This window comes from Paenibacillus sp. 7541, assembly GCF_002276395.1.
In the GTDB taxonomy this organism is placed as follows: Bacteria; Bacillota; Bacilli; order Paenibacillales; family Paenibacillaceae; genus Paenibacillus_AQ; species Paenibacillus_AQ campinasensis.
This window is the reverse complement of sequence record NZ_NQLZ01000013.1, coordinates 124,068-147,762: the sequence shown is the minus strand read 5'-3', so window position 1 is coordinate 147,762 and position 23,695 is coordinate 124,068. Positions and strand designations below refer to the sequence as shown.

The window sequence follows — 23,695 nt, the reverse complement described above, 5'->3', positions numbered from 1 at the left end:
AAAAGACACCGCCTGTAAAGGCGATGTCCTTATTCTTCCCCCCACTAATCCTTGATCATCCAACATGGCTCAGGTCATTTCATATGGCGCCGAGCCAAGTAAATGAAAAAAGGTGCGCCCATAAATGCCGTAACAGCGCCAACCGGCAGTGACGCCGGACGACCTCCTTCAAACAGCGGGATGGACAAGCCCTGGGATAGAATATCTGAGCCGACGAGCAGCCAGGCTGTCACTAGTGCGCTAAATGGAAAGAGTCTTCTAGCATCCTGGCCGACAATGCGCCTCGCAATGTGAGGGCCTATCAATCCGATGAAACCGACAGCGCCAACGATAGAAACTGCTCCCGCAGTTAAAAGCGCGGCGATAAGCAGCAATCCTGCTCTTACAGGTCCGACCGGCGCCCCAATCCCTCTTGCGACGCCATCGCCCAGTTGTAACGCATTAGCCGCTCCAGCACTGATTAATCCGATCGGCACCATAATTAGAAACCATGGCCATAGGATATTCCAATGAATCCATACCCGCCCGTTCAGCGATCCAACAGTCCATAACAGTATGCTGCCGATCGCCTCCGAATGACGGAGCAGCACCAGTGAGGTGCATGCCGACAGAAAAGCCGATATTAACAAGCCGATCACCGTAAAGCGCAGCGCATCTCCCCTGCGGGACCAGCCCAGCAGATAAATCGCCGAGACCGTTATGATCCCCCCCACTAGACCAAATAACGGAATCTGCAGGGTAAGACTCGCAGATCCTCCTAAGTAGGTCATGTAGAGCACAAGCATCAGCACACTGCCTGCGGATACGCCCAGCAGCCCGGGTTCGGCCAGCGGATTGCGTGTAACCGACTGCAGGATGGCCCCAGCAAGTCCGAGCATGGCGCCTGCGGCAAGTGCGATCAGAGTCCGAGGCAGCCTCAGTTCCCATACAATTTGCCGATGGAACAGGTCCTCTTGGTTATTGAGCAAGGCCAGCATCACTTCACGCGGCGTTAGGGCCACTTGACCGAGCGCGATATGTAAAATAAAAAAAACGGCCAGACCCAATAAAAAAAACAGCCCCCAAGTCCAAAACTTCCGCTTATAGAATGATCCGTCAGCTGAGTTGCGATTGATCAATTACGCCGTCGCCCCCTCATCACAAGCATCAAAATGAGAACCGGTACACCGACCATCGTCGTCCATAAGCCGACCGGAACTTCCCTGGGAATAAATACTGTTTTGGCAAATAGGTCCGCCGTCACGAGCAGCACGGCCCCTACCGCTGCGGAACAAGGGAGTATCCATCTGGCATCTTCCGTTCCCAGAATGGCCCTTGTCAAGTATGGACCAAGCAGCGCAATATAACCGATCGGTCCGCACTGCGCCACAACGGCAGATACCATCACACCACTGGCAACCAGCAATAAGAGACGCAGCCTGGCCACCTTCTGTCCCAGCGCTTCGGCCTGCTCATCTCCCAGACGAAGCAAGTTCAATGGCTTGATAAACAGCATGGCAGCCGGAATACCGATTACAGCCCATGGAAGCAAGTACTGAACGTGGTTCCAATGACGTCCTGATAAACTTCCCATCAAGTACGTATACAGCAGATTGATATCATTCTGGGTGCCCATTGTAATCAGCCACACAATCATTCCATTCAGCATCGCGGTCACGGCTGTTCCCATGAGGATGATGCTCGTGCTATCCGTTCGTCCATATACAGAAGCAATGACGATGAGACCTCCGGTAAACCCTCCAACCAGCCCAAACAAGGGATATAGGTTAAAAGCAACAGGCAGGTGAAACACCGTAATCACCGCAATGATCAATGAGCTTCCTGCCGATACGCCAATCAGATCGGGACTTGCGAGCGGATTGCGCAGACCGGTCTGCATCAGCACCCCCGAGATGGCAAGCATTGCCCCAGACAAGAAGCCAAGCACAATGCGCGGCAAGCGCAGCTCGAGAATAGAGGTCACGGCCAGATCAGAGCCTTCGCGATTTAGCAAAACACGCCAAAGTTCCTTCCAGCTAACGGCCGGATATCCGGATTTTAATGCCCAGAGAGCCGAAGCTGTGCCGGTAATAACAAGGAGCAATATCAGGACGAGCGCCCGGCTCGTCCTGATTGTTCCCCGACTAGAATGAACAACCTCTCCCACTACTGGTCAGACCCTTTGAACGTATCAGGATATAATGTGCTCATCGCTTCATCCATCACGATCCCGAGCGAGCGCGTGCCTCTTCCGTTGGCCCAAATCGCCGTTCTGACTTCCGTAAACTGATTGTTCTTTACCGCCTTCAGTTTGCTCCATATCGGATTGGCGGCAAATTGCTCGGACAACGGCTGGGAATCCGGACCAAAGCTGAATGTCTCGATAAATATATGATCGGGATCCGTCTCAAGCACCTTCTCCAGCGAGTAGGCCATCCCGCCTGCCTGATGTCCTCCATCTTCAACAGGTGCTGGCCACGGGTATGGAGTAAGCTCAGAGAGCAAGGAGCCTACCAAGGACCCTGCCGTATCGATGCCAAAGTTGACGTCAGCACCATACATAATCAAGGCACTCCGGTTATTAGGAGTCTGTTGTTTATAATCGTTCATCTTATCAAGGAATTTATCCTTCGCGGCAGCAGCTTCAGACTCCCTGCCTGTCCAGGTTCCCATCATCTCAAGAAAAGAGATGGAGTCCTCATAGGTTTTCACCTCGACGATATATAGCGGAGCGATGTTGCCCAGCCCGTCTCTCAGCATATCATGAGTGCCTATAAGCCCGATGACCACATCCGGCTGACTCTTGGCGATATCCTCCAGACTTGGCTCCATAAACCCGCCCCCGATCTGTATAAAGGAAGAAGCCTGATCTCCGAAAAATTCCGGCTGAAAGGCGATGCTGTCCGGGACAACTGCAACCGGCTCGAGCCCCAGTTCAGCCAGGCTGTCCACGCATATTTCGGTTAAGCAAGCTACTCGTTCTACGTTCCCCGGCAGCTCAATCGAGGCTCCGGTGCTGTCCGTTATCGTCGTGTTAGCCTCTTCTGGACTTGGGGTGGATGGATCGCCCTCGGCATCCGTCCCCGATGCGGACGCTTCATCAGATGGAGCAGTCTCTCCAGAAGAAGCTGCATCTGTCGGAGCTGGATTTGCACCCTCATCGCCGGCTTGTCCGCACCCTGCTAGCAACAATAGCATGATTAGCACGGCTCCAATCCATTTGAAACCGGCATTTAACTTCGCATTCAACATATTTTACCTCCAATGGAATATGATATCGATCCTATTATATTCGTAATAATTACGCTTTTAAAGTGTAATTATTACAATTTAACAAAAAAATAAATTGGCTTTTGTTCTAGCTGCAAATTTGACTTTCCAGAAAATAGGATATAAAATCGATATCACTAATGGTAATTATTACGATTATTGGTGAATTTGACAAGTCTTTTTTGAGGAGGGGAATTGTGAATATCTCGTTCATGACCATCCCGGCGAGCGACGGAGTTCAACTGTCCAGCCTGATCGTGCTGCCGGCTGAAGACGGCCCATTTCCCGTGATCATCACCCGAACGCCATATGACAAAATGCAGTTTGTCGAAGCTGCCAAGGGCTGGGCATCCGCAGGGTTCGCCTTTGTGGCTCAGGATGTTCGCGGGCGCCATGGATCCGGTGGTCGGTGGATTCCCTACGATCATGAAGAGGCTGATGGGCTGAGCACGCTGCGATGGGTCCTTGCCCAAGACTGGTGCAACGGTCAGATCGCATTGGAAGGAAGCTCGTATGGCGCTTTTGCCGCTTATGCAGCGGCGCAAGGAGACGGTAGCGCCCTGGCGTCCTCCCTGATTACGCTTGTGCCGGCTATGGGGCTGCACGAAACCGCCTTTCACCCATCCGGCGCTTTTCATCTGCTGGATCGACTATGGTGGGAGGCCAGCTTTGGCAGCTCTAAGGTTAACGAGCAGGATCGTTTCTGGAACATGTATGAGCGCTGCCCGGATGCCATATGGCATCTGCCTGTCAGAGACCTGCCTCTTGCATTCCCGATGGAGCTCCCTCATTGGCAGCGGGCGACCGAGCCTGAAGCTGAGCAAGAGACGATTCGACTGGCCGATATTCGCAGTCCCGTAATGCACATCGGCGGGTGGCATGACGCTTTTACCGGTGCCTTGCTGCGAAATTATCGCATATTATCCGAGCGCGCGGATCCCCGGCCGCAAAGTCTGATCATCGGGCCGTGGACGCATGAGGTGAACCAACCCCCCCGCTATCCGTCCCGCAGCTATGGGCCGAATACCCGTTTGCCGTTAGCTCGGATGGAAATGAATTGGCTGAGGCACACGCTTCAGGGCGAAGCCTTGCGTTATCCGTCCGTGCTGATTTATGCGATGGGTGCCAACCGCTGGATCGCGCCGCCGGCGTGGCCGCTGCCCGGGACGATAACCAAGAGCTTCTATTTGGCCGGAACAGGAATGCGGCTTCAGGAACAGACACCGAAAGAGGAGGAGCAGCCAAGCCATTATCGGTATGATCCTGCAAACCCTCTTCCCGCACGGGAGTACCCCAGCTTTCGGCAGGATCTCGATGCCCGTAGCGATGTGTTGTGCTACACATCCGATGCGCTAAACGAGGACCTGCTTGTGGCCGGTACGGCCTATGTGCACCTATGGGTCAGCTCGTCGTCGAGCCAAACCGACTTCTATGCCTGCTTGTCAGAGGTTGATCCTTCAGGCAACGTCATCTATATTACGAGCGGCTTAGCCCGCAGTACAAGCGCAGCTGCTCCGGAACCCATTAATGAGCAATCGATCGAGATTCCGCTGAAGCCGGTATGTCAGTTGCTGCCGCGCGGGAGCCGAATTCGGATATCGATAAGCAGCAGCTGTTTTCCCGAATATGACCGTTCATTGAACACGATAGGGGATTCGCTCCGACAGTCGGCCTTTGTCCAGGCAGATCAAACGATCTGGCACGACGCTGCACGCCCCTCCCAATTCATACTGCCCTGTCACGATGATGCTTTGGAAAGGTGGTACTATGATAACCAAACCTCTCTATGAACAACTTATTGATAGACGTACTGGCTTTATTACGCGGTTGACGCCTGCGCCGATTCATCCGAACCTCCCCCGTCAAATCTTTTCATGGCGTGCACAAATGGCAGACGGCTTTATATTGGCAGGCATCCCTTCCGACCGAATCGCCGGGGGGACGGCTTTTAATGATGACAAGGCTCGTCTGGCCGCCATCGGCGAAGCAGTCGAACGCTATTGCGGAAATTACATCGGCGCTCCTCTGCTTAAGGGCTCCTACAGAACGTTGACGGCCAAGGGGTACAAGCTGCTCGATCCGTTAAAGGTTCCCCTCTATTCCCGCCAGCAATATACAGCCAAGGGATTTCCGTTTGTACCGATGGATCGGGATCTTGTTATGAATTGGATCGAGGGCGAATCCCTGACAGGGGGCTACCGGATCTGGATTCCCGCTTCTCTTGTCTACATTAACTATCACCAAGAAGCATTTCGCGGGGAACCACAGACTCATTTTGTTCAGTATGCCGGCATCGCTTGCGGCGCAACGCGGAATAGCGCCATCATCTCCGGACTTCTGGAGCTTATCGAGCGAGATGCGGTAGCCATCTGGTGGGGAGCTGATGTACCGCTTCCCGCGTTGAATGTCCGTCGGTATCCCCGTCTTCGGTCTTATGTGGAGCCCATTCAGGCGGACAGTCCCGTAAGCTTCAAATGGTTTCCGATTCCAAATGATTCAGGCATTCCCGTCATCGGCTCTTTGCTGCATGATTCACGGCAGCATATCGTATGCATGGGGTTTGCCGCACGCTTCTCGGCCGAAGAGGCCGCGCTTAAAGCAGCCGCTGAAGCGGCTCAATCCTATCATATCGCGCTGGACTTGCTTGATCCTGACAGCCCGACCTGGAATGCCATACAGCAAGGTATCCTGAACGACAAAGCGCTTAAGCCGTATCGTGCAGATCGCAGCTACCGATCAGCCTTCCGGGACGATTACCGGGATATGGTCGATCTCTACTTGAATTCTCAATACTACATGGATCCCGCCACCCATACTGAAATCTCAAGCTTGCTGAATGCTGAAGAGACCGCCATGCTCCCTGCCGATGCAGCAATCCCGGCAACGATGGAAGCATTGGTGCATCAACTGTCCTCGCTTGATCTGGAAGCTTTCTACGCGGATGTGACAACGCCGGATATTCAAGATATAGGACTGTGTGTGACCAGAGCGATCGTACCGGGTCTTGTCCCCAATGCGCCAACTGCCTTTCCCTATCTGGGACCAGAAAGGCTATATACCATTCCCTGCAGGCTTGGCTGGACAACGGGCCCGCTTACGGAACATCAAATCAATCGCCGTCCGCTGCCTCACAGCTAATGAAAGGGGTGGATTCATGCTCCTCCAGGCCAGGTTCAATCAAATTATTTTGATGGAGCAACACAAGGTCTACGAGATCGAAAAAGGGCTCGCCTTCATATGGAGCGTGCGTTCCGACGGCCAACAATCGCTTACCGACATCCTTCATCACGGAATGGCCGCCGAATTTCCCGACACGCCGGACACCATATACGAATTCCGGACCCAGGCTGCATCCCGTATTCGCGTCCATCCATTGGAGCCAGCTTCTTTGCCGCCAGAGCAGCTGGTGCATCTCCTGACCAAGCTAAGAGCCCATTCCTGGCGCTCCCTGCAGCTTGCGACGATCTGTCGGCAAAAATATATACGCGAACGTTTGGACATGTTTCTGTCCTTCCTTAATCAGCAATTCGGCGTTCAATTCAAAAACACGCAGCGTCTTGTTCCTTTTGTCCTAACCCATGAACATATTGCAAATGCTATTAATTCGACCCGTTCCACCGTCACTCGAATGATGAATGAGCTTGAGCAGGAAGGTCAAATCTCTCATGTGCAGCTGGGCAAAAACCGGCTGATTGTGTTCCCCTCGGCCCAATCGTCGGAAGTGGGCAGGTTGGTTTAACCGACCATCGGCATTTTCTTTCATCGAAGCCGTTCAGCAAGCCGTTTCCGAATCCGACTTTCCTCTAACAAAAAGCTATTCCTCCCGGAATCGGGAGGAATAGCTTTTTTCATTCCCTGGCTATACCTTGCGGCTTACTCTTGATCTTCCCAAACAAAAGGATTATGAACAAGAGCATGATGATGCGGGTCTACCTGTACCGGGGCCGCATTCACTTGATCCAGAACTTCAAAAATGCTCTGCTCTTCGGCTTGCAAAAGCTCCTTTTTCATTCGTTATCCCTCCTTTGATCGTCTTGTCAGGCGATGAATCGATCACCCGCTTCTTAAGTTTACCTTTCCCGATAAGTCCGCTCGGTCTGGTGCAGCACACATCTTTGGTGTCGGCGAACACATCATCCTCTTGAAATTGCCCTCAAAATATAGATTGATGATAGCTTTTCATATTAATAGAAGATCAGGTGATCCTATGCCCAAGTACGATATTCCCCAGGGTTGTATACCATTCACAGGTCAGGACGGACGAAGCTACTATATGAACGAGCAAGGTCAGCTCGTACGTGTTAATTTTAAAGAAGCCCGCTCGATGAAGAGCTGGACTGCACTTCGAGCCGGGCAAAGCCGTGAATGGCAGGAAGAAGAGCTGACAGATGAACTTCGGCTAGCCCTGTCCAAGCTCAAGGGTGAAGAGCTAACTTCCCTGCAATCGCAGCCGATCCGCACCTCCATTATGGCCCATACTGATCTAGCCGCCGTCCTGAAAGTTCTCTTAACGCTATCCGGCATACACTGCGATACCATAGAGGAGCCCCAGCTGCTTGACCCGGCTACAGATTACTTGCTAGTGGCAGCCGGTATCTTTCGTTGCAATATGTTCAAGCAAGCAGAAGAAGCTTTCCTCACGACGGGGATTCCTTGGATCCCTCTTTATCTGGAAGGAAAGCTTGTCCGATTCGGTCCGCTCATGGGACCTTATTTACAGCTAAAGGACTTGACGACTCGGCTCTTGTCCGCAAGTCCCTCCCCTGATGTTCTTCAGGATTTTTGGGCCTATGCCGAAACGATCCGTGATCCCGGCCTTCCCTTTTCCCGTTCTGAACAGCAATGGCTCGTAGCCACCATTTCCCTTCTGCTTGAGGAATGGCATAGCGGACGCAGCCGAAAGCGCGGATTCCCGCCCGAACGGTATCAGCTGACGTTGATTCCGACGACAAGAGAGATTATCTACCACCCCGTATTGAGATTGCCGTCCTCGGCAAGTGCAGAAAGGATGAAAAGCCTATGACACCACCGATTCATGTCCTTGGCTTGCTCGGAAGCCTGCGCCAGAATTCACGCACCGAGCTGGCCCTGAACCGCTGTTTGGAGGCAGCACAGCAGGAAGGGGCGGAGACGAGCATTTTTGATGCACGCAGGTCTCCCCTGCCCTTTTGCGATGGACGCGATGATCAGTCGCTGTACCCGGAGGCGGTACATGAGCTGCGCCGACAGGTTGCGCAGACTGATGCCCTGGTGTTTGCTTCTCCGGAGTACATTGGAAGTTATTCTGCCGCCATCAAGAACATGCTCGACTTCCTTGGCCCCGATCATTTGCGCGGCAAAATCGCCGGAGTGATCGGAGTTGCGGCAGATCATTCCGCCTCGAATACCGTCTACCACCTGTCGAACATTCTGCTGCGCTGCGGCTGCTGGGTCGTACCGATCCATGCCCAAATCCCGGCCAGCGAAATTATTTTTCAACAGCCTGACTCTGCCTCGGCACAGAAACTGTTGTCCATTCTGGATGCATTAGGCCGGGACATCGTAGTGACGGTGCATAGGCACCATTCTAGCAAGTCGAAAGCATAAAGTCAGTCATGTTAGCTGACGGAGCACCCTTGCCCCCTGCCGATGACAAATCGTTCGCGTATTAGCCGCGTTTCTCTTCTTGCACGGACTCACGGTTATCACTTGCAATCGCGTAAGGCAAAAAAACAGGGCTGCCGCTTTCCGGATCTTGGATGACGTTCGCATGAATGCCAAATGCCTGCCTTAAAGTTTCAATTGTCAACACCTCGTCCGGCTCTCCATCCGCTACAATGCGGCCTTTTTGCAGCACGATCATGCGATCCGCATATTTGGCGGCCTGATTCAAATCATGCAGCACCACGACAATTGTCATGCCTCTTTCCTGATTCAAACGGCGGACCAGCTCCAGTATTTCGAGTTGGTGCCGAACATCCAGAAAGGTGGTCGGTTCATCCAGCATGAGAATTGGCGTTGATTGCGCCAAGGCCAGGGCAATCCAGGCCCGCTGGCGCTCGCCTCCGGATAACGTATCGAGCATGCGATGCTGAAAGCTCGTCATCCCCGTCAGATGGAGCGCCTCATCAATAGCCGCATGGTCCTGTCTTCTCAACATTCGCAGCGGACCGGCATGCGGGTAGCGCCCCTGCTCTACCAATTCCCTGACCGTCAAGCTTGCCGGAACTTCGGGCGATTGCGGCAAGACGGCAAGCTGGCGGGCCACAGCAGCCGAGGATAAGGTCGAAATTGCGACCCCATCCAAATAAACGGTTCCCTGGTGAGGCTTCAGCAGCCTGGCCAGGGCCTTCAGCAGCGTCGACTTGCCGGAGCCGTTTGTCCCGGTTAGCGCTGTAACCTTCCCTGGCGCTATCGACAAGCTCAGTTGCGTCACAATGGTGTTGTCCGCATAGCGCACATCCAAATGCTCTGCAGCCAGCACCGAGACTTTACTTCTAGTGTTCATTTGCATCCCCGTTTCACCTCCTGGAAGTTATTGCACCTGTCTCGCTCATATCGTGTACCTCAGTTGTTAATCGTAATTAATACGATTATACACGCAAATGGCAGCCAGTTCAATTCATTTCACTTTGGTGCCATTGATCCACTGTATCCCATTCCGGATTTGACTTTAATACCATCCACTTCTATAATTTAATTGTAAAAATTACGATTAACGAAGATTTAAGTATGAAGGAGTGAATAAAAAATGACCACCACAACATCCCATGATCCCCGTATTCCCGTTACTGTCTTGACCGGTTTTCTTGGTGCCGGGAAAACAACGCTGCTCAATCATGTATTAACTGCGGAACACGGTCAGAAGATCGCCGTCATCGTCAACGAATTTGGAGAGGTCGGCATCGATAACCAGCTTGTCGTCGGCGCAGATGAAGAAATCTTTGAAATGAACAACGGCTGCATATGCTGTACCGTTCGGGGAGATCTCATCCGCATTCTTGCTGATTTGAAGGATGCCAAGCTCGGGCAGGGCGGACGTCGCAAAGCCGATTTCGACCGCGTCCTGATTGAGACCACCGGCCTTGCCGATCCGGCTCCGGTGGCGCAAACGTTCTTTGTAGACGAGGAAATCTCCGAATTTTATAAACTGGATGCCATCGTCACCGTGGTGGACGCCAGACATGCCGGTCAGCATCTGGACGAAGGCCATGAAGCGCAGGAACAGGTCGCTTTCGCAGATGTCATGCTGCTTAACAAGACAGATCTGGTCTCCGAAGAAGACCTCGGACAGCTGGAGCAGCGTCTTCGCTCGATGAACCAGGCCGCCAAAATATATCGCACGCAGCAATCCCGGATCGAAATCGATCGCATTCTCGGTATCGGCGCATTCGATTTGGAGAAAAAGCTGGAGCTTGAGCCTGGATTCCTGGAAGAAGATCACCATGATCACGATGATGAGGTTTTCTCCATCTTCTTCCGCGAGTCCCGCCCGCTCGACCTGAATAAGGTAGAAAGATTCATCAACAAATGGCTGGTGGATCATGGAACAGACACCTTCCGCTACAAGGGCGTCCTGAATATCAAAGGCACCAACAAAAGGGTCGTCTTCCAAGGCATCCACATGCTGTTCGGCGCTTACCCGGACCGGGATTGGAAACCAGGAGAGACGCGAACGAGCGAATTTGTCGTGATCGGCCGCAACCTCGACGAGGAATGGTTCCGCAAGCAATTTGCAGCCTGCGTGGCCGACTGAAGCAGATGAAGGAGCAAGAAGCGCGCACCATCAATGTGCCGCTTCTTTTTATTTCCTCTCCCGGCTTAGAAGGTATCGTTCAAGCCATCTCCTCCAGCTTGCTGAGCAGACTCTGTTTGGAAAAATGCTCCCCGATAAACACGGCCACATCCTGAAGCTGACCCTGGGGCCGGATCGGAATCAGCTCCAACTGTTTGTATGCATATTGAAACAGCATGCGCTCCCCGGTGCTTGCTGTATATACCCCTTTTGCCCGATATATGCCATCCGGCAGCTCGTTCATCACCTGTTCCCACCGATGGTTATCCACGGGCTGCGAAAAATAATGTGTACAAACCATCACATGATCATAGGAATGATGATGGTCGTGACCGGCAGGATCGTGATCGCCGTGATCGTTCCGGGAGTCCAGCCCGCCGTTGTGAGCATGATGATGATCTCCACGAACGTCAACAGCAGAGCGCGCCTTAGCGTTAGACCGACTGAACGCTCCTGAGCCCGAAGCCTCCGGTTCAAGCATAAGATTCCACAAGCATTCATCCAATTCACAGTGAATGGCAGGCTGAATCGAAGCAACCGGATTCAATGCGGCCATTAGCTGCGTGACCTCCTCTAATTCTTTCTCGCCTACCAGATCGCGTTTGTTCAGGACCAGCATTGATGCGCAGCGGATCTGATCCTCCATTAACCGGTAAGTCCTTCCCCTTGTGCCGCAAGACAGCTGAAGAAAATGGGAAGCATCCACGATTGTCACCACGGCCCGGATATCGATAGGCGTTAACAAAGCCGTTTCCGTTACCGTATCCAAAATTTCGATCGGGTTAGCAACCCCTGTCGCCTCAATGAGTATGAGATCCGGAGTCTCTTGTTCAATCAGCCCCTTGATCTCCATGGATAAATCGCCGCGAATCGTGCAGCAGATGCAGCCGCTGAGCATTTCTCGCATCGCTACCTCTTCATCCACCAGCTGACCGTCCAGATTAACATCACCTACCTCGTTCATAATGACCGCAGGTTTGATGCTCTTATTCACGCATTCACCTAATAGGCGAGTCAGGAGAGTGGTCTTGCCGCTTCCCAGGAACCCCGACAGTATGAGGATCGGGATCATTGTCATGATGTGTAGCCCTCTTTTCTCTCCTCCTCGGCAGCACGGGATGGCTTCTCTAGTCCTGTCACTGAAAGTCCGGTAGCTACAAAACGCTGGTCAAAAGAATAAACGATTCTCTCCTCCAGACGTCCTCCCGCCGCATGCCGACGAACCAATTCCCTGCCCAGCTCCGGGCTGATATCCTTGTACCAGACCCCTTCCGGATAAGCGACCACGACACAGGCATCGGCGCATCTACCGTTGCAGCGCGTACGCGTCGTATGGATTTGCCGATCCGCGTCAAGCAAAGCGATTTCGTCCCTGATCGCCAGCGTCACTTCATCCGCCTGCTTCTTCATGCAGCTGCCGCCGTTGCATATCAGGAAATGGCAGGCTGTCTCCTGCAAATTCCAAGTTGTCATATCTTGTTCCTCCTTAACTTTGTACGGGGCTCGTATTCGTGTGTTATGGACTTACTTTGTCAGGGTAGAGTCCGGCAGCAAGTGTTCTGAGGGCAATCGGCGCTCGAATTCCCTCGGCAGCTGCCGAAAGCGGCAGCACGATAAACCGCTCATTGCGGACCGCCTCGATATGGACGAGCGAAGCCATGCTCAGCAAGCGGTCTTTCTTCTGCTCCGCGGACTCGTCCCCGTAGTCTACGATTACGATGACATCCGGATTGCGGTCCACGACCTCTTCCCAGCTCACTTCCGCCCAGCCTTTATCGATATCATCGAAAATATTTGTTCCGCCCACCTGATTGATCAAGCTCGTTAAATACGTATTGGCGGCTGTGAGCGCCTTGTCGCTTCCACTGTCATATACAAAAATCTTTAACGGCTGATCGAGGGACCCAATCCGCGTCTGAATGTCTTCCAGCTCGCTGCGAATTTCGTTCACCAACGCCTCAGCCCGTTCTTCTACGCGAAAGATTATTCCGATATTAAGAATATCCTCATACACATCCTCAAGCGTCGGCTTCGGTCTGTTGGAGGATTCATGTACATAAGTCATCACGCCTTGCGCCGCCAAATCTTCTCGTGAACCGAGCGTTTCCTCAGTAAAAGCACTCTGCCATCCCGCATAAGCAAAATCAGGCTCAGCCGCGAGGAATACCTCCTTGGATGGATATTTATCCGATAGGACCGGGATCTGCACATACGCCTCCTGAAAATCAGGCAGAATGCTGTCATCCAAATAAGCGGTTCCCACCATGGAAGATTCCAGTCCAAGGGCCAGCATCACCTCAGTGGCATGCTGATTAAGCGTTACCGCTCTTTTCGGGGCTTCGGGGAAGGAGATCTTCTCCCCCATGTTCTCCAGCTCGACCGAGGTGTCCTTGTCAGTAGCAGGTGCTGAATTCGATGCATCCGACAACGCAGTTGCCTGCGTGCTTTGGCCTCCTCCGCAAGCGGTCAGCTGCACCAATAACAGAGTAAGCAGGATAATCAACGGGATATTTTTTCTTTTCATTTATGTTTCTCCTCCATCCTAAGTGCGTGTTGCCTTGCGGGCAATCAGTGTCACGGTAGCCGGAGCTTCTGGCGGCTCGACCGGCATCGCACCGGCCACCGGGCCTCCTCCATACCCCCACTGATCAGGGATGTAGGGTGTGACATTTTTCCCTGTCATCATGGCTTCCTTTATGGTTTCAGTGGCCCCAAGTGCCTCTTCCTTCCCGTATGTCCCCGGCGGAAGCGCCGTCAACCAAGGCTCGGTCAGACCAAAATTACAAACGATTCGCGATACTTCGAAGCCAGCCGCTGATAGCAGCAAAGCGGTCTCCTTCGGCGTCATTAACGCGAACTCACGTTCAACCCGATACTTTGAGGTCATCGTGCCTTCCCTGTAGGTTTCATAATCGATCATGCACCGGAACACTTGTCTTAAGAGCGATGTCTCTCCTTCCAGCTGACGGGAAATCCATTTGTTCGGGAGCAGCTGCTTCCTCTGCTGCATCTTCCAGCCGATCCCGCTCGGCGGCAGATGCACATCCACCGCAATCCAGCCGCCATCCTCCATGCACCGATGCAAGCCGCCCAGCAAAGCAACATGCTCATCCATCAGCGTAAAGTGCTGCAGAAATCCGTCAGGACATAAGACATGGGTGAACTGCGTCTCGGGATGATATTTCAGAGCATCCTGCTCCACCAGCTGCCATCGTTCTTCCGCCGTGTCCTTAAAGATTCGTTTACGTTTCGCTTCCGCCGCCTTCAGCATGCGCGGGCTCCAATCTACGCCACAGTACTGTTCTGTTAACGGAGCGAGCTCCGTGGCCAAACGGCCTGTCCCGACCCCAAGCTCCAGCGCTTTCACCGGCTTTAGGGACGATTTTATCCAGGATTTGTAAAAATTAACTCCTGCTTTGCCAGCAAATTGGTCATAATATTCCGCTTCATCGCTTTCATACTTCGGACTCTGCTGACGCTCATGGCGGACACCCTGGATGCCGCAGCGCGAACATACGGTTCCCGCCAACTTCGTAATCGGTATTCCTGGCGGCACGCCGTTTCGCGAGTCCCCATTCCATTCGTCATACATATATCCGCAATAACTGCACCGAGTTAACGCCACGAATTTCTCCTCCTCAAAGTTTTGTGAGCATGGCTTCATGGGTCAGCTTCGTACAAAATTCACTTCGGAAGCATAAACAACTCAGTTCACGAGCATCTCCGGCAGGAAGGTAATCGCCGGCTTGCCCGTAGAAGGATGACGAGAAATTTGCGTTTTCACTCCGAACACACGGAGCAGCAGCTCCTTCTGCATCACCTCTTCGGGGCGGCCGGCAGCCACGATTCTGCCATCGTTCAGCACATATATTCGATCACAATAACAGGCCGCTATATTCAAATCATGGAGCGCGGCGAATGAAGTCAATTTCAACGCTTTAACCAAATCCATCATCTGCAGCTGATATCGAATATCCAGATGGTTGGTAGGTTCGTCCAGGATCAAGAAGCCTGCCTCTTGTGCCAATGCTCTTGCTATCAGTACACGCTGTTTCTCCCCGCCGGATAAGGTTGCGAAGCTGCTCGAAGCCGCATGCTGCATGCCCACCCGCGCCAAAGCCCGCTCTGCGATCTCCTGATCTCTGGCCGTGTCTGACTCCAAGAGGCGCTTATGGGGAGCACGCCCCATCATGACGATATCCATGACGGCAAAATCAAAGGCCATGTTTGCTTCCTGGCTGACCACCGCCATACTGCGGGCCGTTTCCTTCTGCGTCATCTGCGACAAATCCTTCCCGTTCAGGTAAACCCCGCCTCGATCAGGCTTAAGCACACGGTATATATTTTTGAGCAATGTCGATTTCCCACTGCCGTTCGGGCCGATCAATCCGATAAACTCGCCTTCGATTATTTCCAAGGAAATAGACTCGATCAAGCGCTTGTCGCGGACGCTGTAAGAGATCTCTTCAACCTTCATGTTCATTCCTGTCCACCTCCGAATGAATATGAGCTTCGGCGCAGAAGCCAGATAAAGAAAGGGCCGCCGCATAGAGCAGTCACAATACCGATTGGCAATTCCTCCGGCGCCAATGCCATTCTGGCTAGCACATCAGCCCACACGATGAATATCGCACCCAGAAACAAACTGACAGGGAGCACGCGGCGGTGATCGGAACCGATCAACAGTCGTACAATATGAGGAATCATCAGACCCACGAAGCCAATGGATCCGCTGATTGACACCAGCGTGCCCGTCAGCAGTGCCAGGGTCAGAATCAAGACGATACGAAAATGCTGGATGTTCACGCCGAGGGTAACCGCCGTATCGTCTCCCATGAGCAGCGCATTCAGTGATCGATACTGCAGCAAGAACAGCAGGGTGCCTGCCAGAACGATCAGAACAGGGAACGTCATATAAGACCATTTGGCTCCCGCGAGGCTCCCCATCATCCAATACATCGCTGTGCGAATGCCCTCCTCGCGCGGCGCCATCGTGACTATAAAATTCGTTGCCGCCGACATCATCATGGAGATCGCAATGCCTGATAACAGAAGTCTGGTTGTGGAGATGCGACCCGCTACGCGAGCAAGCAGAAATACAAGCCCCATCGCTACGAGTGCACCCATAAACGCCGCGAGAGACAGCGCATATTGACCGAAATAGGAGAACGCACCGAGCAGAATGACCAGCGTTGCTCCTACAGAAGCACCGGAAGAAACGCCGAGAATATACGGATCAGCCAGGGAATTGCGCATCAATGCTTGTGCGGCTACACCGGCCACGGATAGCCCTGCCCCAACAACGGCGCCGAGCAGCACTCGGGGGAAGCGAATGTCCCAGATAATGTGGCTTTGTCCTTGGCTCCATGTCTGGTCCACCTTTCCGGCAAATCCAGGCAGATTGGACAGCGCGATTTTCCATACCGTCCCCGGATCTATAGCCACCGGACCGAGCATCACCGCAGCCGTGATCGATACCAACAGCATCGCAGCCAGCAAAACTAGAATTCCCGCAAACCAAACACGGTGATGGGGTCCCTCACGTGGTGTCCTGCTGCCCATTAAACCCGATGCCCCACGATCAGCATTCGCGGAGAATATCGCTCGTGATAGGCGTCTCCATCATAACTTCCGTAAACTTCATCGATGACGAGACCCGCATCGATCAGCATGCTCCCCATCGCCTTCAGAGCATACAGTTTAACGCGCTCCGTATAGCTGCGTGGTTCCTTGTCCCCATCCTCAATCATGATCCGCTTAGTTACAAAGCCGCTGTGAATCTGACGTCTCTCGGAGATGATGACACCGCTCTCCTCCCGCCTGGAAAATGGGACAAGATGGTCTTGGATATATCCGGCGTTCAGCACATCCATCACAAAGCGCCCGCCTGGCTTAAGGGCTCTTCGTATTTGCCTCAGCACATCCAGCTGTTCTCGGTCGGCTCCGAAGTAGCCGAAGGATGTGAACAGATTGACAACAGCATCGAAGTTTTCGATAAAGTGGTCATCGGCTGGCAATGCACGCATATCGGCCTCCACCCATCTCACGCGTTTCTCCGAATCCAATTCCCTCGCCCTTCGCAGCAGCACGGAGGATAGATCCACACCGGTGACACGATAGCCTGCATTAGCCAGTGCTAAGGCGTGCCTGCCCGCTCCACAGCACAGATCAAGGACCTGACTGCCTGAAGGCAGCTTCAACCATTCCAAGACTTGCTGAACGACCTGATCGGCCTCCTGTTGATTCCGGTGCCTGTAGACAAGCAGATAGTCCTCTCCGAAGCTTTTTTCATACCATGGTACCGTTTCACTTATACTCATCTGTTCCTCCATTTTTCGCATTCTATTTAATCGTAATTTTTACGATTTATAGACGTGGCCATTCCACATTACTCCAATGCTGCACCTCCTCATGCATCATTTCACCTTTTCTATATTAATCGTAATTTTTACGATTATCAACCTTGAATTTGCTACCCGACAAAAAAACACACGCTCCTTGAAGAGGAGCGCGTGCTCAACAAAAAACTCGGCATGCCGCCTTTGGATGATTCTACTCCACTGGTTCTTCATTCTGCTGCCGCTGGCATGTTTCACAAATTCCGTATACTTCAAAGCGATGCCGCAGCACCTTATAGTTGCCAGGCAGCTCTAGCCCCTGATCCATCGGGCAATAATCAAAGGGAAGCGTCTTCTCGCAGTTGACACAGATCAAGTGATGGTGATGATGCGCTGTACAATTCTCCTTGAATTTCAATCCGCCGTCCATAAAATAGAAATGCTCTAATACCCCCATCTCGCTTAACATCCGGAGATTGCGGTACACGGTGTCCAGACTCATGCTCGGATAACGGATTGACATTTGATCATAGACATCCTTGGGCGACAAGTAGCCTTCATGATCCGCAAAAATCTGCGCGAGCGTTCTTCGCTGCTCGGTCACTCTCCATCCGTTCCTTGCCATCGTCTCCAGCATTTCTCTTACCTTGGATTGGTTTTCTCTCATGCTCGGCACGTTCCTTCCTCGGCATACACAAAGCTTGTTCTGTCCGAATCCATACTGTCTTTGTATTTTAACAAGAAAGGGCGAATTTGTCATATCACGTGCCAAGACACAGCTTCATTTCTCTGTCTTCACGGCGAATCGGTTCCGTGCCCGCTTCGTTGCCTCCACCATATTCCGCAGAGCTCCGACCGTCTCCTCCTGCCTGCGTGTCTTCAGGCCACAATCCGGGTTAATCCAGAATTGGCTCGGTTCAAGCACGCGCAATGCCCGCTCGATCATGGCGTCGATTTCTTCGACCGAAGGCACGCGCGGACTGTGGATATCATACACGCCTAAACCGATCTCTTTATCATAGCTGTAGTGCTCGAAGCTCTCGATCAGTTCCCCATGGCTGCGGGATGTCTCAATCGAAATGACATCGGCATCCAGCTCGTTGATCGTATCAATGATGTCATTGAACTCGGAGTAGCACATATGCGTATGAATCAGCGTTTCGTTTCGAACGGTCGAGGTGGACAGGCGGAACGCCCGTACCGTCCATTCCAGATAATGCGGCCAATGTTCCCGCTTGAGCGGCAGCCCCTCGCGCAGCGCCGGCTCATCCACCTGGATCATGCCGATGCCTGCCGCTTCCAGCGCCTCGACCTCCTCACGAAGCGCCAAGGCAATTTGATAGGCTACTTCCTCCCGGGGCTTGTCGTCCCGCACAAACGACCAGTTCAGAATGGTCACCGGTCCGGTCAGCATGCCCTTCACCGGCTTGCTGGTCAGCGACTGCGCATAGACCGTCTCCTCGACGGTCATTGGCCCTGTCCAATCGACATCGCCATAGATAACCGGCGGTTTAACGCAGCGCGAGCCGTAGGACTGCACCCATCCATTCGAAGTAAATGCAAACCCCGCCAATTTCTCCCCAAAAAACTCGACCATATCGTTTCGCTCGAACTCGCCGTGCACAAGCACATCCAGCTCCAGCTCTTCCTGAATCCTGATCCAAGCTCCGATCTGCTCCTGGATAAATGCTTCATAACGCTCGTTACTCCACTCGCCCTTGCGCCAGCTTCTCCGGGCGCTGCGAATTTCCGGTGTTTGCGGAAAGCTGCCGATGGTCGTTGTCGGCAGCAGCGGCAGATTCCACCGCTTCTGCTGCCCCTGCTTCCGCACTCCGTAGCTGTCCGGACGGGAAGTTGGCTGCGAGCTCAGATCGGCCATTCGCTGCTGCACCCGCTGACTGTTCCGGGCCACAGACTGCTGCAGCGCTTGGCGCGCACGTTCCGCCGCTTCCACTTCAGCACGAACAGCCTCATAGCCGAGTCTAACGGACTTCACCAGCACGTTGATCTCGTCCAGCTTCTCCTCCGCAAACGCGAGCGCCCCCTGCAGGACTGCATCCAGCGCGGATTCCTCCGCTGCACGGATCGGCACATGCAGCAGACTGCAGGACGGCTGCAGCACGATACGATTTAGAGATACGTGATCGGCCAACGCCTGCAGCGACTCCAGCTTGTTTATCAAGTCGGCTCTCCATATCCCGCGTCCGTCGATCAGGCCAGCGCCCAGCAGCTTGTCTTCAGGAAATCCGGATTCCTCGATCGCCTGCAGATTTCGTCCATGGTCATGCACGAAATCCAGGCCGATGCCATGAACGGGCAGCGAGACAATCGCTTTATAATGATCCACCGCGTCAAAATACGTCTGAAGCATCAGCTGGATGCCTGGCGCTTCTGTGACCAGCCGGTCATAAATCCGAGCGATACGCTGCAGATCCGCCTCCGCCAAGGTCGTGCACAGTATCGGCTCGTCAACCTGAACCCATTCCACGCCTTCTGCCGCCAGCTCCCGCAGCACTTGGCCATATAGGGGAAGCAGCTGGTCAATCCAGCTGTCCAGCTGACCTGCATCATACCCTTTGGACAGCTTTAGGAACGTATACGGTCCAATGATCACCGGTCTTCCCTTGATGCCAAGCTCCGTCTTGGCCTCACGGTATGCTTCCAGCGGACGATTGCGGGTCAGCTTAGGGCTGACGCTCTGCAGTTCAGGCACGATATAGTGGTAGTTCGTATTAAACCATTTTGTCATCTCGCAAGCAGCAGCCTCGCGGCTCCCTCGAGCCATGGCGTAATATACGGACAGGTCCGGATCGGCGCCTTCCCAACCGAATCTTGGCGGGATCAGCCCGAACATGACGGCCGTATCCAATACATGATCATAATAAGTGAAGTCCCCAACAGGAATGACATCGATCCCTTTCTTCTGCTGAAGCTCCAGATGGCGCAGGCGTATGCTTTTTAATTGCTCATGAAAATCCGCCTCCGCCAGGTTGCCGGACCAATAGGCCTCCAGGGCCTTTTTCCACTCTCTGTTCAGTCCGATGCGGGGGTATCCCAAATTTGCGCTCTTCATAAACGTATCCCTCCTCCTCGTATCTCCATCTCTCGATTGGTTAGGAATAAAATAGCATACTTTATCATCCATAGAGTAAATCTAATAATCTATTGCCTGCTATAGCCAAAAGCTATACCAAAGCCCATGAATCCCTTTCAGGGCTATGTCTACCCGGGAAAACACCAGTTAGCACAGCATGCTTGCCGTTCCATTTTCATCACCCCACTGTTTACCGGCTCCGAGTTTTATAGTACACTCCATAATAGTAATAATTACGAACATTGAACATCAATGCATCGCTTATTGCATGATTCGCGGTTAGCAGAACGGACAGCGACGAGTCACTGGAATAGCTTTGCAGCGGATGACTAGGAGTGTAGATGCCATGAAATCCATCCATGCCAATAACATGCTGCCCCCAAAACCGGAGCGCCACCGTCTATTCGGTTCCACCGATCCGATTCCCGGGAGCAAACCAACGGTGAAAGAGCAGATGACCGATTTGCAGAACCACCATGCAGACTACCTGTTTCCTATTCAGCATGTCGGTGTGTCCAACGTCCGGCACCCGATACAGGTTCATTCGGATATCGAGCCTAAGCGCCAGACCAGCATTGCAACGATGACCTTAACAACGAGTTTGCCCCAAGCCTCGAAAGGCATTAATATGAGCCGACTGACCGAGCAGCTGGAAATGTATCGTCAGAAGGGCCTGAGCAGCGAGCTGGCTGATATGTGCGATTTTGTCCATGAGCTTGCAGAACGAATGGGGCAGGACAAGGCCGAAATCACGATCTCCTTTCCTTGGTTTTATGAACGCACCGCCCCGGTAACCGGGTTCGCCGGGCTGAATCATGCGGAAGCTACGATTCAGACTACCTATGAGAAAGGACAGCCTTACCGAACCATCGTAAGCCTAAATGCAGCTGTAACCACCTTGTGCCCGTGCTCCAAGGAGATTAGCGAATATAGCGCGCATAACCAGCGGGGGAGGGTGACGATGACGGTCGAGATCGACCCGGCTTCGCCACCGGCGCATGACTGGAAAGCGATGCTGCTCGCGGCTGCCGAGTCCAATGCCAGCAGCGCGCTCCACCCGGTTCTGAAACGTCCCGACGAGAAAAGAGTCACCGAACAGGCTTATGAGAATCCTCGTTTCGTGGAAGATATGGTGCGTCTGGTTGCTGCAGATTTGTATGAAATGGATGACGTGCTGGCCTTCAAAGTGGAATGCCGAAATGAAGAGTCCATTCATCTTCACGATGCGTATGCCATCATTGATTTCGATAAAAGAAAAGAAGGAGCGGCACGATAGTGTGCGGCTCCTTCTTTTTTGCTCTACACGCCTGACCCGATAATCCGTTCATCTGGGAACAGCCCTTGTGATAAGCGCCATATGGCGATCGAAGCTGACCAGCTGCAGCTGTCAGCCATGATGTTCAAGCCGGGCAAACGCCTCGGCGCAGGCGCCCAGCAGCAAACAATACGACCGATTATGCCCGATAAAAAAAGACGACAGATCGTATCGTTTCCCCGATGGTTCATACGTTACGAGCAGACGATGCTTCATCCGCTCCATAGCAAACTGCACGAACCGGTCGGTTTTCTCGGAGGCAGGCATCGTTATATAGGCGTAGAGTGAATGATCTTCCGGCTCGTCCAAGGGACTGACGCCCGCACAGGAGAACTCGGTCGGGATATTCATTCGCTTCAAGCATGCAAGCGCATCAAACATCTCCACATCCACCTCGATGTCACCGAGCCATACGACTTGTTTGGCCCTCAATCTCCGTTTCGGACGCTGCAGCCAGCCTGCGAGCTCCGATCTCCTCCGGTGCCACCGTTCTACGGAATGAGTACTGATCACCTGTTCCTCTTCAGGCTTGGGGCTAATCACTGACACATAACTCCCTCCGATCTGTGAGTACATACATGGCTGAGCTACCGATCAGGATTCGCTCACAACAACGGCACTTCGCTGGGCATAATGCGGCACTCTGCTGGCAACTTTATCTCAGTTGTTGGAAATCGCGCCTTTTTATAATCGTAATAATTACTATTTATAACAGTGTAATCATCCGCATTCTTTTTGTCAACGCCTATAACTCATACGAAAATAATAAGCCGTCGCATGGCATGTATTCCGCTCTTCATTCATATACTCTTAATCACCTAAGAGATGTCACTGGCACGGATTAAAGCATGATCTAATATCGTAATTTTTACATACGAACAAGGGGGATTACATATGAAGCCAACACCCGTTATCATAATCAGCGGTTTTTTAGGCAGTGGTAAAACGACGCTGCTTCTCGAGCTGATCAAAGACCTGAATGCCCGAAACCTCAAGCCGGCAATCCTGATGAACGAATTGGGCAAAGCCGACGTAGATGGTTCGATTTTGGCGGAATCCGCCCAGGGGCTGCCTGTGGAAAAGCGGTTTGACGGCTGCATCTGCTGCAGCAAGAAAAGCGAAATTTCCGGAGCGCTCCAAAGCCTGCTGGATCTGGCTCCCGATGTCATCCTTGTTGAGCTCACCGGCGTAGCCAACCCGGAAGAGGTCGTGGATGCGATGGCCGAACCCGAGCTGATCGACAAGGTGATGCTGCACAACATCGTTACGGTGGTCGACGCGGAACATGTGCTGGAGTATAACAGCATATTCTCAGCTGATAAACAGCTTGTTTACACGCTGCGCAGGCAGCTGGAAGTGGCCGACGTGATCCTGGTCAACAAGCAGGACCTTGTCCCATACCCCCATCTGTCCAAAGTTCATCATCTCATCAAGAAATATAATGATACGGCGCAGATCTTCAACACAACCCTGGGCAAATTCAATCAAGAAGCCGTGATCGGAGCACTGAGACCCTTGCTTCACCAGGCGAAAACAACGGTTCGATTCAACATCGTTTCTGCCCATTCCCATACGCATCATCCACACCACGGCTCTGCATCGTCGAGCAGGTCAGAGCAGCCGGGGCACGCTTCCTTCTCCCGCATCCAGACCATTATGATCCCCATCAGCAGGCAGACGGCGCTTTCTTTGCCAAGGCTGACAAAGTGGCTGAAAACAACGGGGCAGCATGTGCTCCGCGCGAAAGGGTATGTTGCCCTGAAAGGCTCCTCCACACCATCCCTGATTCAGTTTTCAGGAAAGCAGCTTCGTTCGGAAAGCACCGCCTATACAGGCGCTTATTATCTGGTCATGATCGGATATGAGCTGGATGAACGTGCTTTGCTGCAGGAATGGCAAGCCAACGTCATCGCCTGACCTCTTAC

General features: G+C 52.9%; 23 protein-coding genes. 8 read left to right on the top strand and 15 right to left on the bottom strand.

Features of this window, described 5'->3' with window-relative positions; translation table 11 throughout:
• Nucleotides 1–74: 74 nt before the first annotated feature.
• The 3 genes from CHH75_RS09045 to CHH75_RS09035 are packed head-to-tail and all read right to left on the bottom strand — an operon-like array spanning nt 75 to nt 3,231.
• Nucleotides 75–1,118: a FecCD family ABC transporter permease gene (locus CHH75_RS09045; protein ID WP_095397995.1), complete on the bottom strand. Its 1,044-nt coding sequence runs from the start codon at nt 1,116–1,118 to the stop codon at nt 75–77.
• The gene (locus CHH75_RS09040) at nt 1,115–2,146 is read right to left on the bottom strand and encodes a FecCD family ABC transporter permease (RefSeq protein ID WP_095397994.1); all 1,032 of its coding nucleotides are present in this window, start codon (nt 2,144–2,146) and stop codon (nt 1,115–1,117) included. Before CHH75_RS09040 ends, CHH75_RS09045 begins: the two co-directional genes overlap by 4 nt.
• Entirely contained in the window at nt 2,146–3,231 is a 1,086-nt protein-coding gene (locus CHH75_RS09035) for an ABC transporter substrate-binding protein (RefSeq protein WP_095397993.1), read from the bottom strand. Before CHH75_RS09035 ends, CHH75_RS09040 begins: the two co-directional genes overlap by 1 nt.
• A 215-nt stretch (nt 3,232–3,446) precedes the next feature.
• Here CHH75_RS09035 and CHH75_RS09030 point away from each other — a divergent pair, with 215 nt between their 5' ends.
• From CHH75_RS09030 to CHH75_RS09020, 3 genes are read left to right on the top strand one after another with little or no spacing between them, the layout of a single operon-like run.
• Nucleotides 3,447–5,039, top strand: a complete 1,593-nt coding sequence (locus tag CHH75_RS09030) for a CocE/NonD family hydrolase (protein ID WP_176475506.1) — start codon at nt 3,447–3,449, stop codon at nt 5,037–5,039.
• The gene (locus CHH75_RS09025) at nt 5,017–6,387 is read left to right on the top strand and encodes a YcaO-like family protein (protein WP_176475505.1); all 1,371 of its coding nucleotides are present in this window, start codon (nt 5,017–5,019) and stop codon (nt 6,385–6,387) included. Before CHH75_RS09030 ends, CHH75_RS09025 begins: the two co-directional genes overlap by 23 nt.
• 52 nt (nt 6,388–6,439) lie before the next feature.
• Nucleotides 6,440–6,988: a Crp/Fnr family transcriptional regulator gene (locus CHH75_RS09020; protein WP_176475504.1), complete on the top strand. Its 549-nt coding sequence runs from the start codon at nt 6,440–6,442 to the stop codon at nt 6,986–6,988.
• A 134-nt stretch (nt 6,989–7,122) separates the two neighbouring features.
• Here the strand turns inward: CHH75_RS09020 and CHH75_RS24815 are convergent, their stop codons facing one another.
• Nucleotides 7,123–7,260: a hypothetical protein gene (locus CHH75_RS24815; protein WP_155617660.1), complete on the bottom strand. Its 138-nt coding sequence runs from the start codon at nt 7,258–7,260 to the stop codon at nt 7,123–7,125.
• A 262-nt stretch (nt 7,261–7,522) separates the two neighbouring features.
• Here CHH75_RS24815 and CHH75_RS09015 point away from each other — a divergent pair, with 262 nt between their 5' ends.
• A complete protein-coding gene (locus tag CHH75_RS09015) occupies nt 7,523–8,272 on the top strand; it encodes a hypothetical protein (protein ID WP_176475503.1) in 750 nt (249 codons plus the stop codon).
• The gene (locus CHH75_RS09010; RefSeq protein WP_095264087.1) at nt 8,269–8,835 is read left to right on the top strand and encodes an NADPH-dependent FMN reductase; all 567 of its coding nucleotides are present in this window, start codon (nt 8,269–8,271) and stop codon (nt 8,833–8,835) included. The genes CHH75_RS09015 and CHH75_RS09010 overlap by 4 nt, the downstream gene beginning before the upstream one ends.
• Nucleotides 8,836–8,896: 61 nt before the next feature.
• On the opposite strand, the gene CHH75_RS09005 is transcribed toward CHH75_RS09010, so the two are convergent.
• Complete coding sequence (locus CHH75_RS09005) at nt 8,897–9,742, bottom strand: heme ABC transporter ATP-binding protein (protein WP_095264085.1); 846 nt, start codon at nt 9,740–9,742, stop codon at nt 8,897–8,899.
• Between the two features lie 237 nt (nt 9,743–9,979).
• Here CHH75_RS09005 and CHH75_RS09000 point away from each other — a divergent pair, with 237 nt between their 5' ends.
• Nucleotides 9,980–10,984 carry a CobW family GTP-binding protein gene (locus tag CHH75_RS09000; protein ID WP_095397990.1) on the top strand — a complete coding sequence of 335 codons (1,005 nt, stop codon included), beginning with the start codon at nt 9,980–9,982 and terminating at the stop codon, nt 10,982–10,984.
• A gap of 79 nt (nt 10,985–11,063) precedes the next feature.
• On the opposite strand, the gene CHH75_RS08995 is transcribed toward CHH75_RS09000, so the two are convergent.
• From CHH75_RS08995 to metE, 9 genes are all read right to left on the bottom strand, one after another.
• Nucleotides 11,064–12,101, bottom strand: a complete 1,038-nt coding sequence (locus tag CHH75_RS08995; protein WP_095397989.1) for a CobW family GTP-binding protein — start codon at nt 12,099–12,101, stop codon at nt 11,064–11,066.
• On the bottom strand, nt 12,098–12,496 hold the full coding sequence (locus CHH75_RS08990) for a (2Fe-2S) ferredoxin domain-containing protein (RefSeq protein WP_095397988.1): 399 nt from the start codon (nt 12,494–12,496) through the stop codon (nt 12,098–12,100). Before CHH75_RS08990 ends, CHH75_RS08995 begins: the two co-directional genes overlap by 4 nt.
• Nucleotides 12,497–12,539: 43 nt before the next feature.
• Entirely contained in the window at nt 12,540–13,547 is a 1,008-nt protein-coding gene (locus tag CHH75_RS08985; protein ID WP_095397987.1) for an ABC transporter substrate-binding protein, read from the bottom strand.
• 18 nt (nt 13,548–13,565) lie between these two features.
• Nucleotides 13,566–14,648, bottom strand: a complete 1,083-nt coding sequence (locus CHH75_RS08980; RefSeq protein WP_095397986.1) for a methyltransferase — start codon at nt 14,646–14,648, stop codon at nt 13,566–13,568.
• Nucleotides 14,649–14,729: 81 nt separating this feature from the next.
• Nucleotides 14,730–15,506, bottom strand: a complete 777-nt coding sequence (locus CHH75_RS08975; protein ID WP_095264072.1) for an ABC transporter ATP-binding protein — start codon at nt 15,504–15,506, stop codon at nt 14,730–14,732.
• Nucleotides 15,503–16,585, bottom strand: coding sequence for a FecCD family ABC transporter permease (locus CHH75_RS08970; protein WP_095264069.1), 1,083 nt, complete (start codon nt 16,583–16,585; stop codon nt 15,503–15,505). The genes CHH75_RS08975 and CHH75_RS08970 overlap by 4 nt, the downstream gene beginning before the upstream one ends.
• Nucleotides 16,585–17,343, bottom strand: a complete 759-nt coding sequence (locus CHH75_RS08965) for a class I SAM-dependent methyltransferase (protein WP_095264066.1) — start codon at nt 17,341–17,343, stop codon at nt 16,585–16,587. Before CHH75_RS08965 ends, CHH75_RS08970 begins: the two co-directional genes overlap by 1 nt.
• A gap of 232 nt (nt 17,344–17,575) precedes the next feature.
• On the bottom strand, nt 17,576–18,028 hold the full coding sequence (locus CHH75_RS08960; protein WP_095264064.1) for a Fur family transcriptional regulator: 453 nt from the start codon (nt 18,026–18,028) through the stop codon (nt 17,576–17,578).
• Between the two features lie 114 nt (nt 18,029–18,142).
• Nucleotides 18,143–20,434, bottom strand: a complete 2,292-nt coding sequence (gene metE / locus CHH75_RS08955) for a 5-methyltetrahydropteroyltriglutamate--homocysteine S-methyltransferase (protein ID WP_095397985.1) — start codon at nt 20,432–20,434, stop codon at nt 18,143–18,145.
• 367 nt (nt 20,435–20,801) lie between these two features.
• Between metE and folE2 the strand changes: the two genes are divergently transcribed.
• Complete coding sequence (gene folE2 / locus CHH75_RS08950) at nt 20,802–21,731, top strand: GTP cyclohydrolase FolE2 (protein ID WP_095397984.1); 930 nt, start codon at nt 20,802–20,804, stop codon at nt 21,729–21,731.
• A 111-nt stretch (nt 21,732–21,842) separates the two neighbouring features.
• On the opposite strand, the gene CHH75_RS08945 is transcribed toward folE2, so the two are convergent.
• Nucleotides 21,843–22,319: a hypothetical protein gene (locus CHH75_RS08945; protein ID WP_330163941.1), complete on the bottom strand. Its 477-nt coding sequence runs from the start codon at nt 22,317–22,319 to the stop codon at nt 21,843–21,845.
• A 345-nt stretch (nt 22,320–22,664) separates the two neighbouring features.
• Here CHH75_RS08945 and CHH75_RS08940 point away from each other — a divergent pair, with 345 nt between their 5' ends.
• Nucleotides 22,665–23,687 carry a CobW family GTP-binding protein gene (locus CHH75_RS08940; protein WP_095397983.1) on the top strand — a complete coding sequence of 341 codons (1,023 nt, stop codon included), beginning with the start codon at nt 22,665–22,667 and terminating at the stop codon, nt 23,685–23,687.
• Nucleotides 23,688–23,695 lie beyond the last annotated feature (8 nt).

Bases quoted from the DNA above. Each gene is read 5' to 3' on its own strand.
- folE2 (WP_095397984.1), top strand. From the start codon at position 20,802: ATGAAATCCATCCATGCCAATAACATGCTGCCCCCAAAACCGGAGCGC.
- CHH75_RS08975 (WP_095264072.1), bottom strand. From the start codon at position 15,506: ATGAACATGAAGGTTGAAGAGATCTCTTACAGCGTCCGCGACAAGCGC.
- CHH75_RS08965 (WP_095264066.1), bottom strand. From the start codon at position 17,343: ATGAGTATAAGTGAAACGGTACCATGGTATGAAAAAAGCTTCGGAGAG.
- CHH75_RS09025 (WP_176475505.1), top strand. From the start codon at position 5,017: ATGATAACCAAACCTCTCTATGAACAACTTATTGATAGACGTACTGGC.
- CHH75_RS08970 (WP_095264069.1), bottom strand. From the start codon at position 16,585: ATGGGCAGCAGGACACCACGTGAGGGACCCCATCACCGTGTTTGGTTT.
- CHH75_RS09035 (WP_095397993.1), bottom strand. From the start codon at position 3,231: ATGTTGAATGCGAAGTTAAATGCCGGTTTCAAATGGATTGGAGCCGTG.
- CHH75_RS09020 (WP_176475504.1), top strand. From the start codon at position 6,440: ATGGAGCAACACAAGGTCTACGAGATCGAAAAAGGGCTCGCCTTCATA.
- CHH75_RS09010 (WP_095264087.1), top strand. From the start codon at position 8,269: ATGACACCACCGATTCATGTCCTTGGCTTGCTCGGAAGCCTGCGCCAG.
- CHH75_RS08960 (WP_095264064.1), bottom strand. From the start codon at position 18,028: ATGAGAGAAAACCAATCCAAGGTAAGAGAAATGCTGGAGACGATGGCA.
- metE (WP_095397985.1), bottom strand. From the start codon at position 20,434: ATGAAGAGCGCAAATTTGGGATACCCCCGCATCGGACTGAACAGAGAG.
- CHH75_RS08985 (WP_095397987.1), bottom strand. From the start codon at position 13,547: ATGAAAAGAAAAAATATCCCGTTGATTATCCTGCTTACTCTGTTATTG.
- CHH75_RS08940 (WP_095397983.1), top strand. From the start codon at position 22,665: ATGAAGCCAACACCCGTTATCATAATCAGCGGTTTTTTAGGCAGTGGT.
- CHH75_RS09015 (WP_176475503.1), top strand. From the start codon at position 7,523: ATGAACGAGCAAGGTCAGCTCGTACGTGTTAATTTTAAAGAAGCCCGC.
- CHH75_RS08990 (WP_095397988.1), bottom strand. From the start codon at position 12,496: ATGACAACTTGGAATTTGCAGGAGACAGCCTGCCATTTCCTGATATGC.
- CHH75_RS09005 (WP_095264085.1), bottom strand. From the start codon at position 9,742: ATGCAAATGAACACTAGAAGTAAAGTCTCGGTGCTGGCTGCAGAGCAT.
- CHH75_RS24815 (WP_155617660.1), bottom strand. From the start codon at position 7,260: ATGAAAAAGGAGCTTTTGCAAGCCGAAGAGCAGAGCATTTTTGAAGTT.
- CHH75_RS09000 (WP_095397990.1), top strand. From the start codon at position 9,980: ATGACCACCACAACATCCCATGATCCCCGTATTCCCGTTACTGTCTTG.
- CHH75_RS08995 (WP_095397989.1), bottom strand. From the start codon at position 12,101: ATGACAATGATCCCGATCCTCATACTGTCGGGGTTCCTGGGAAGCGGC.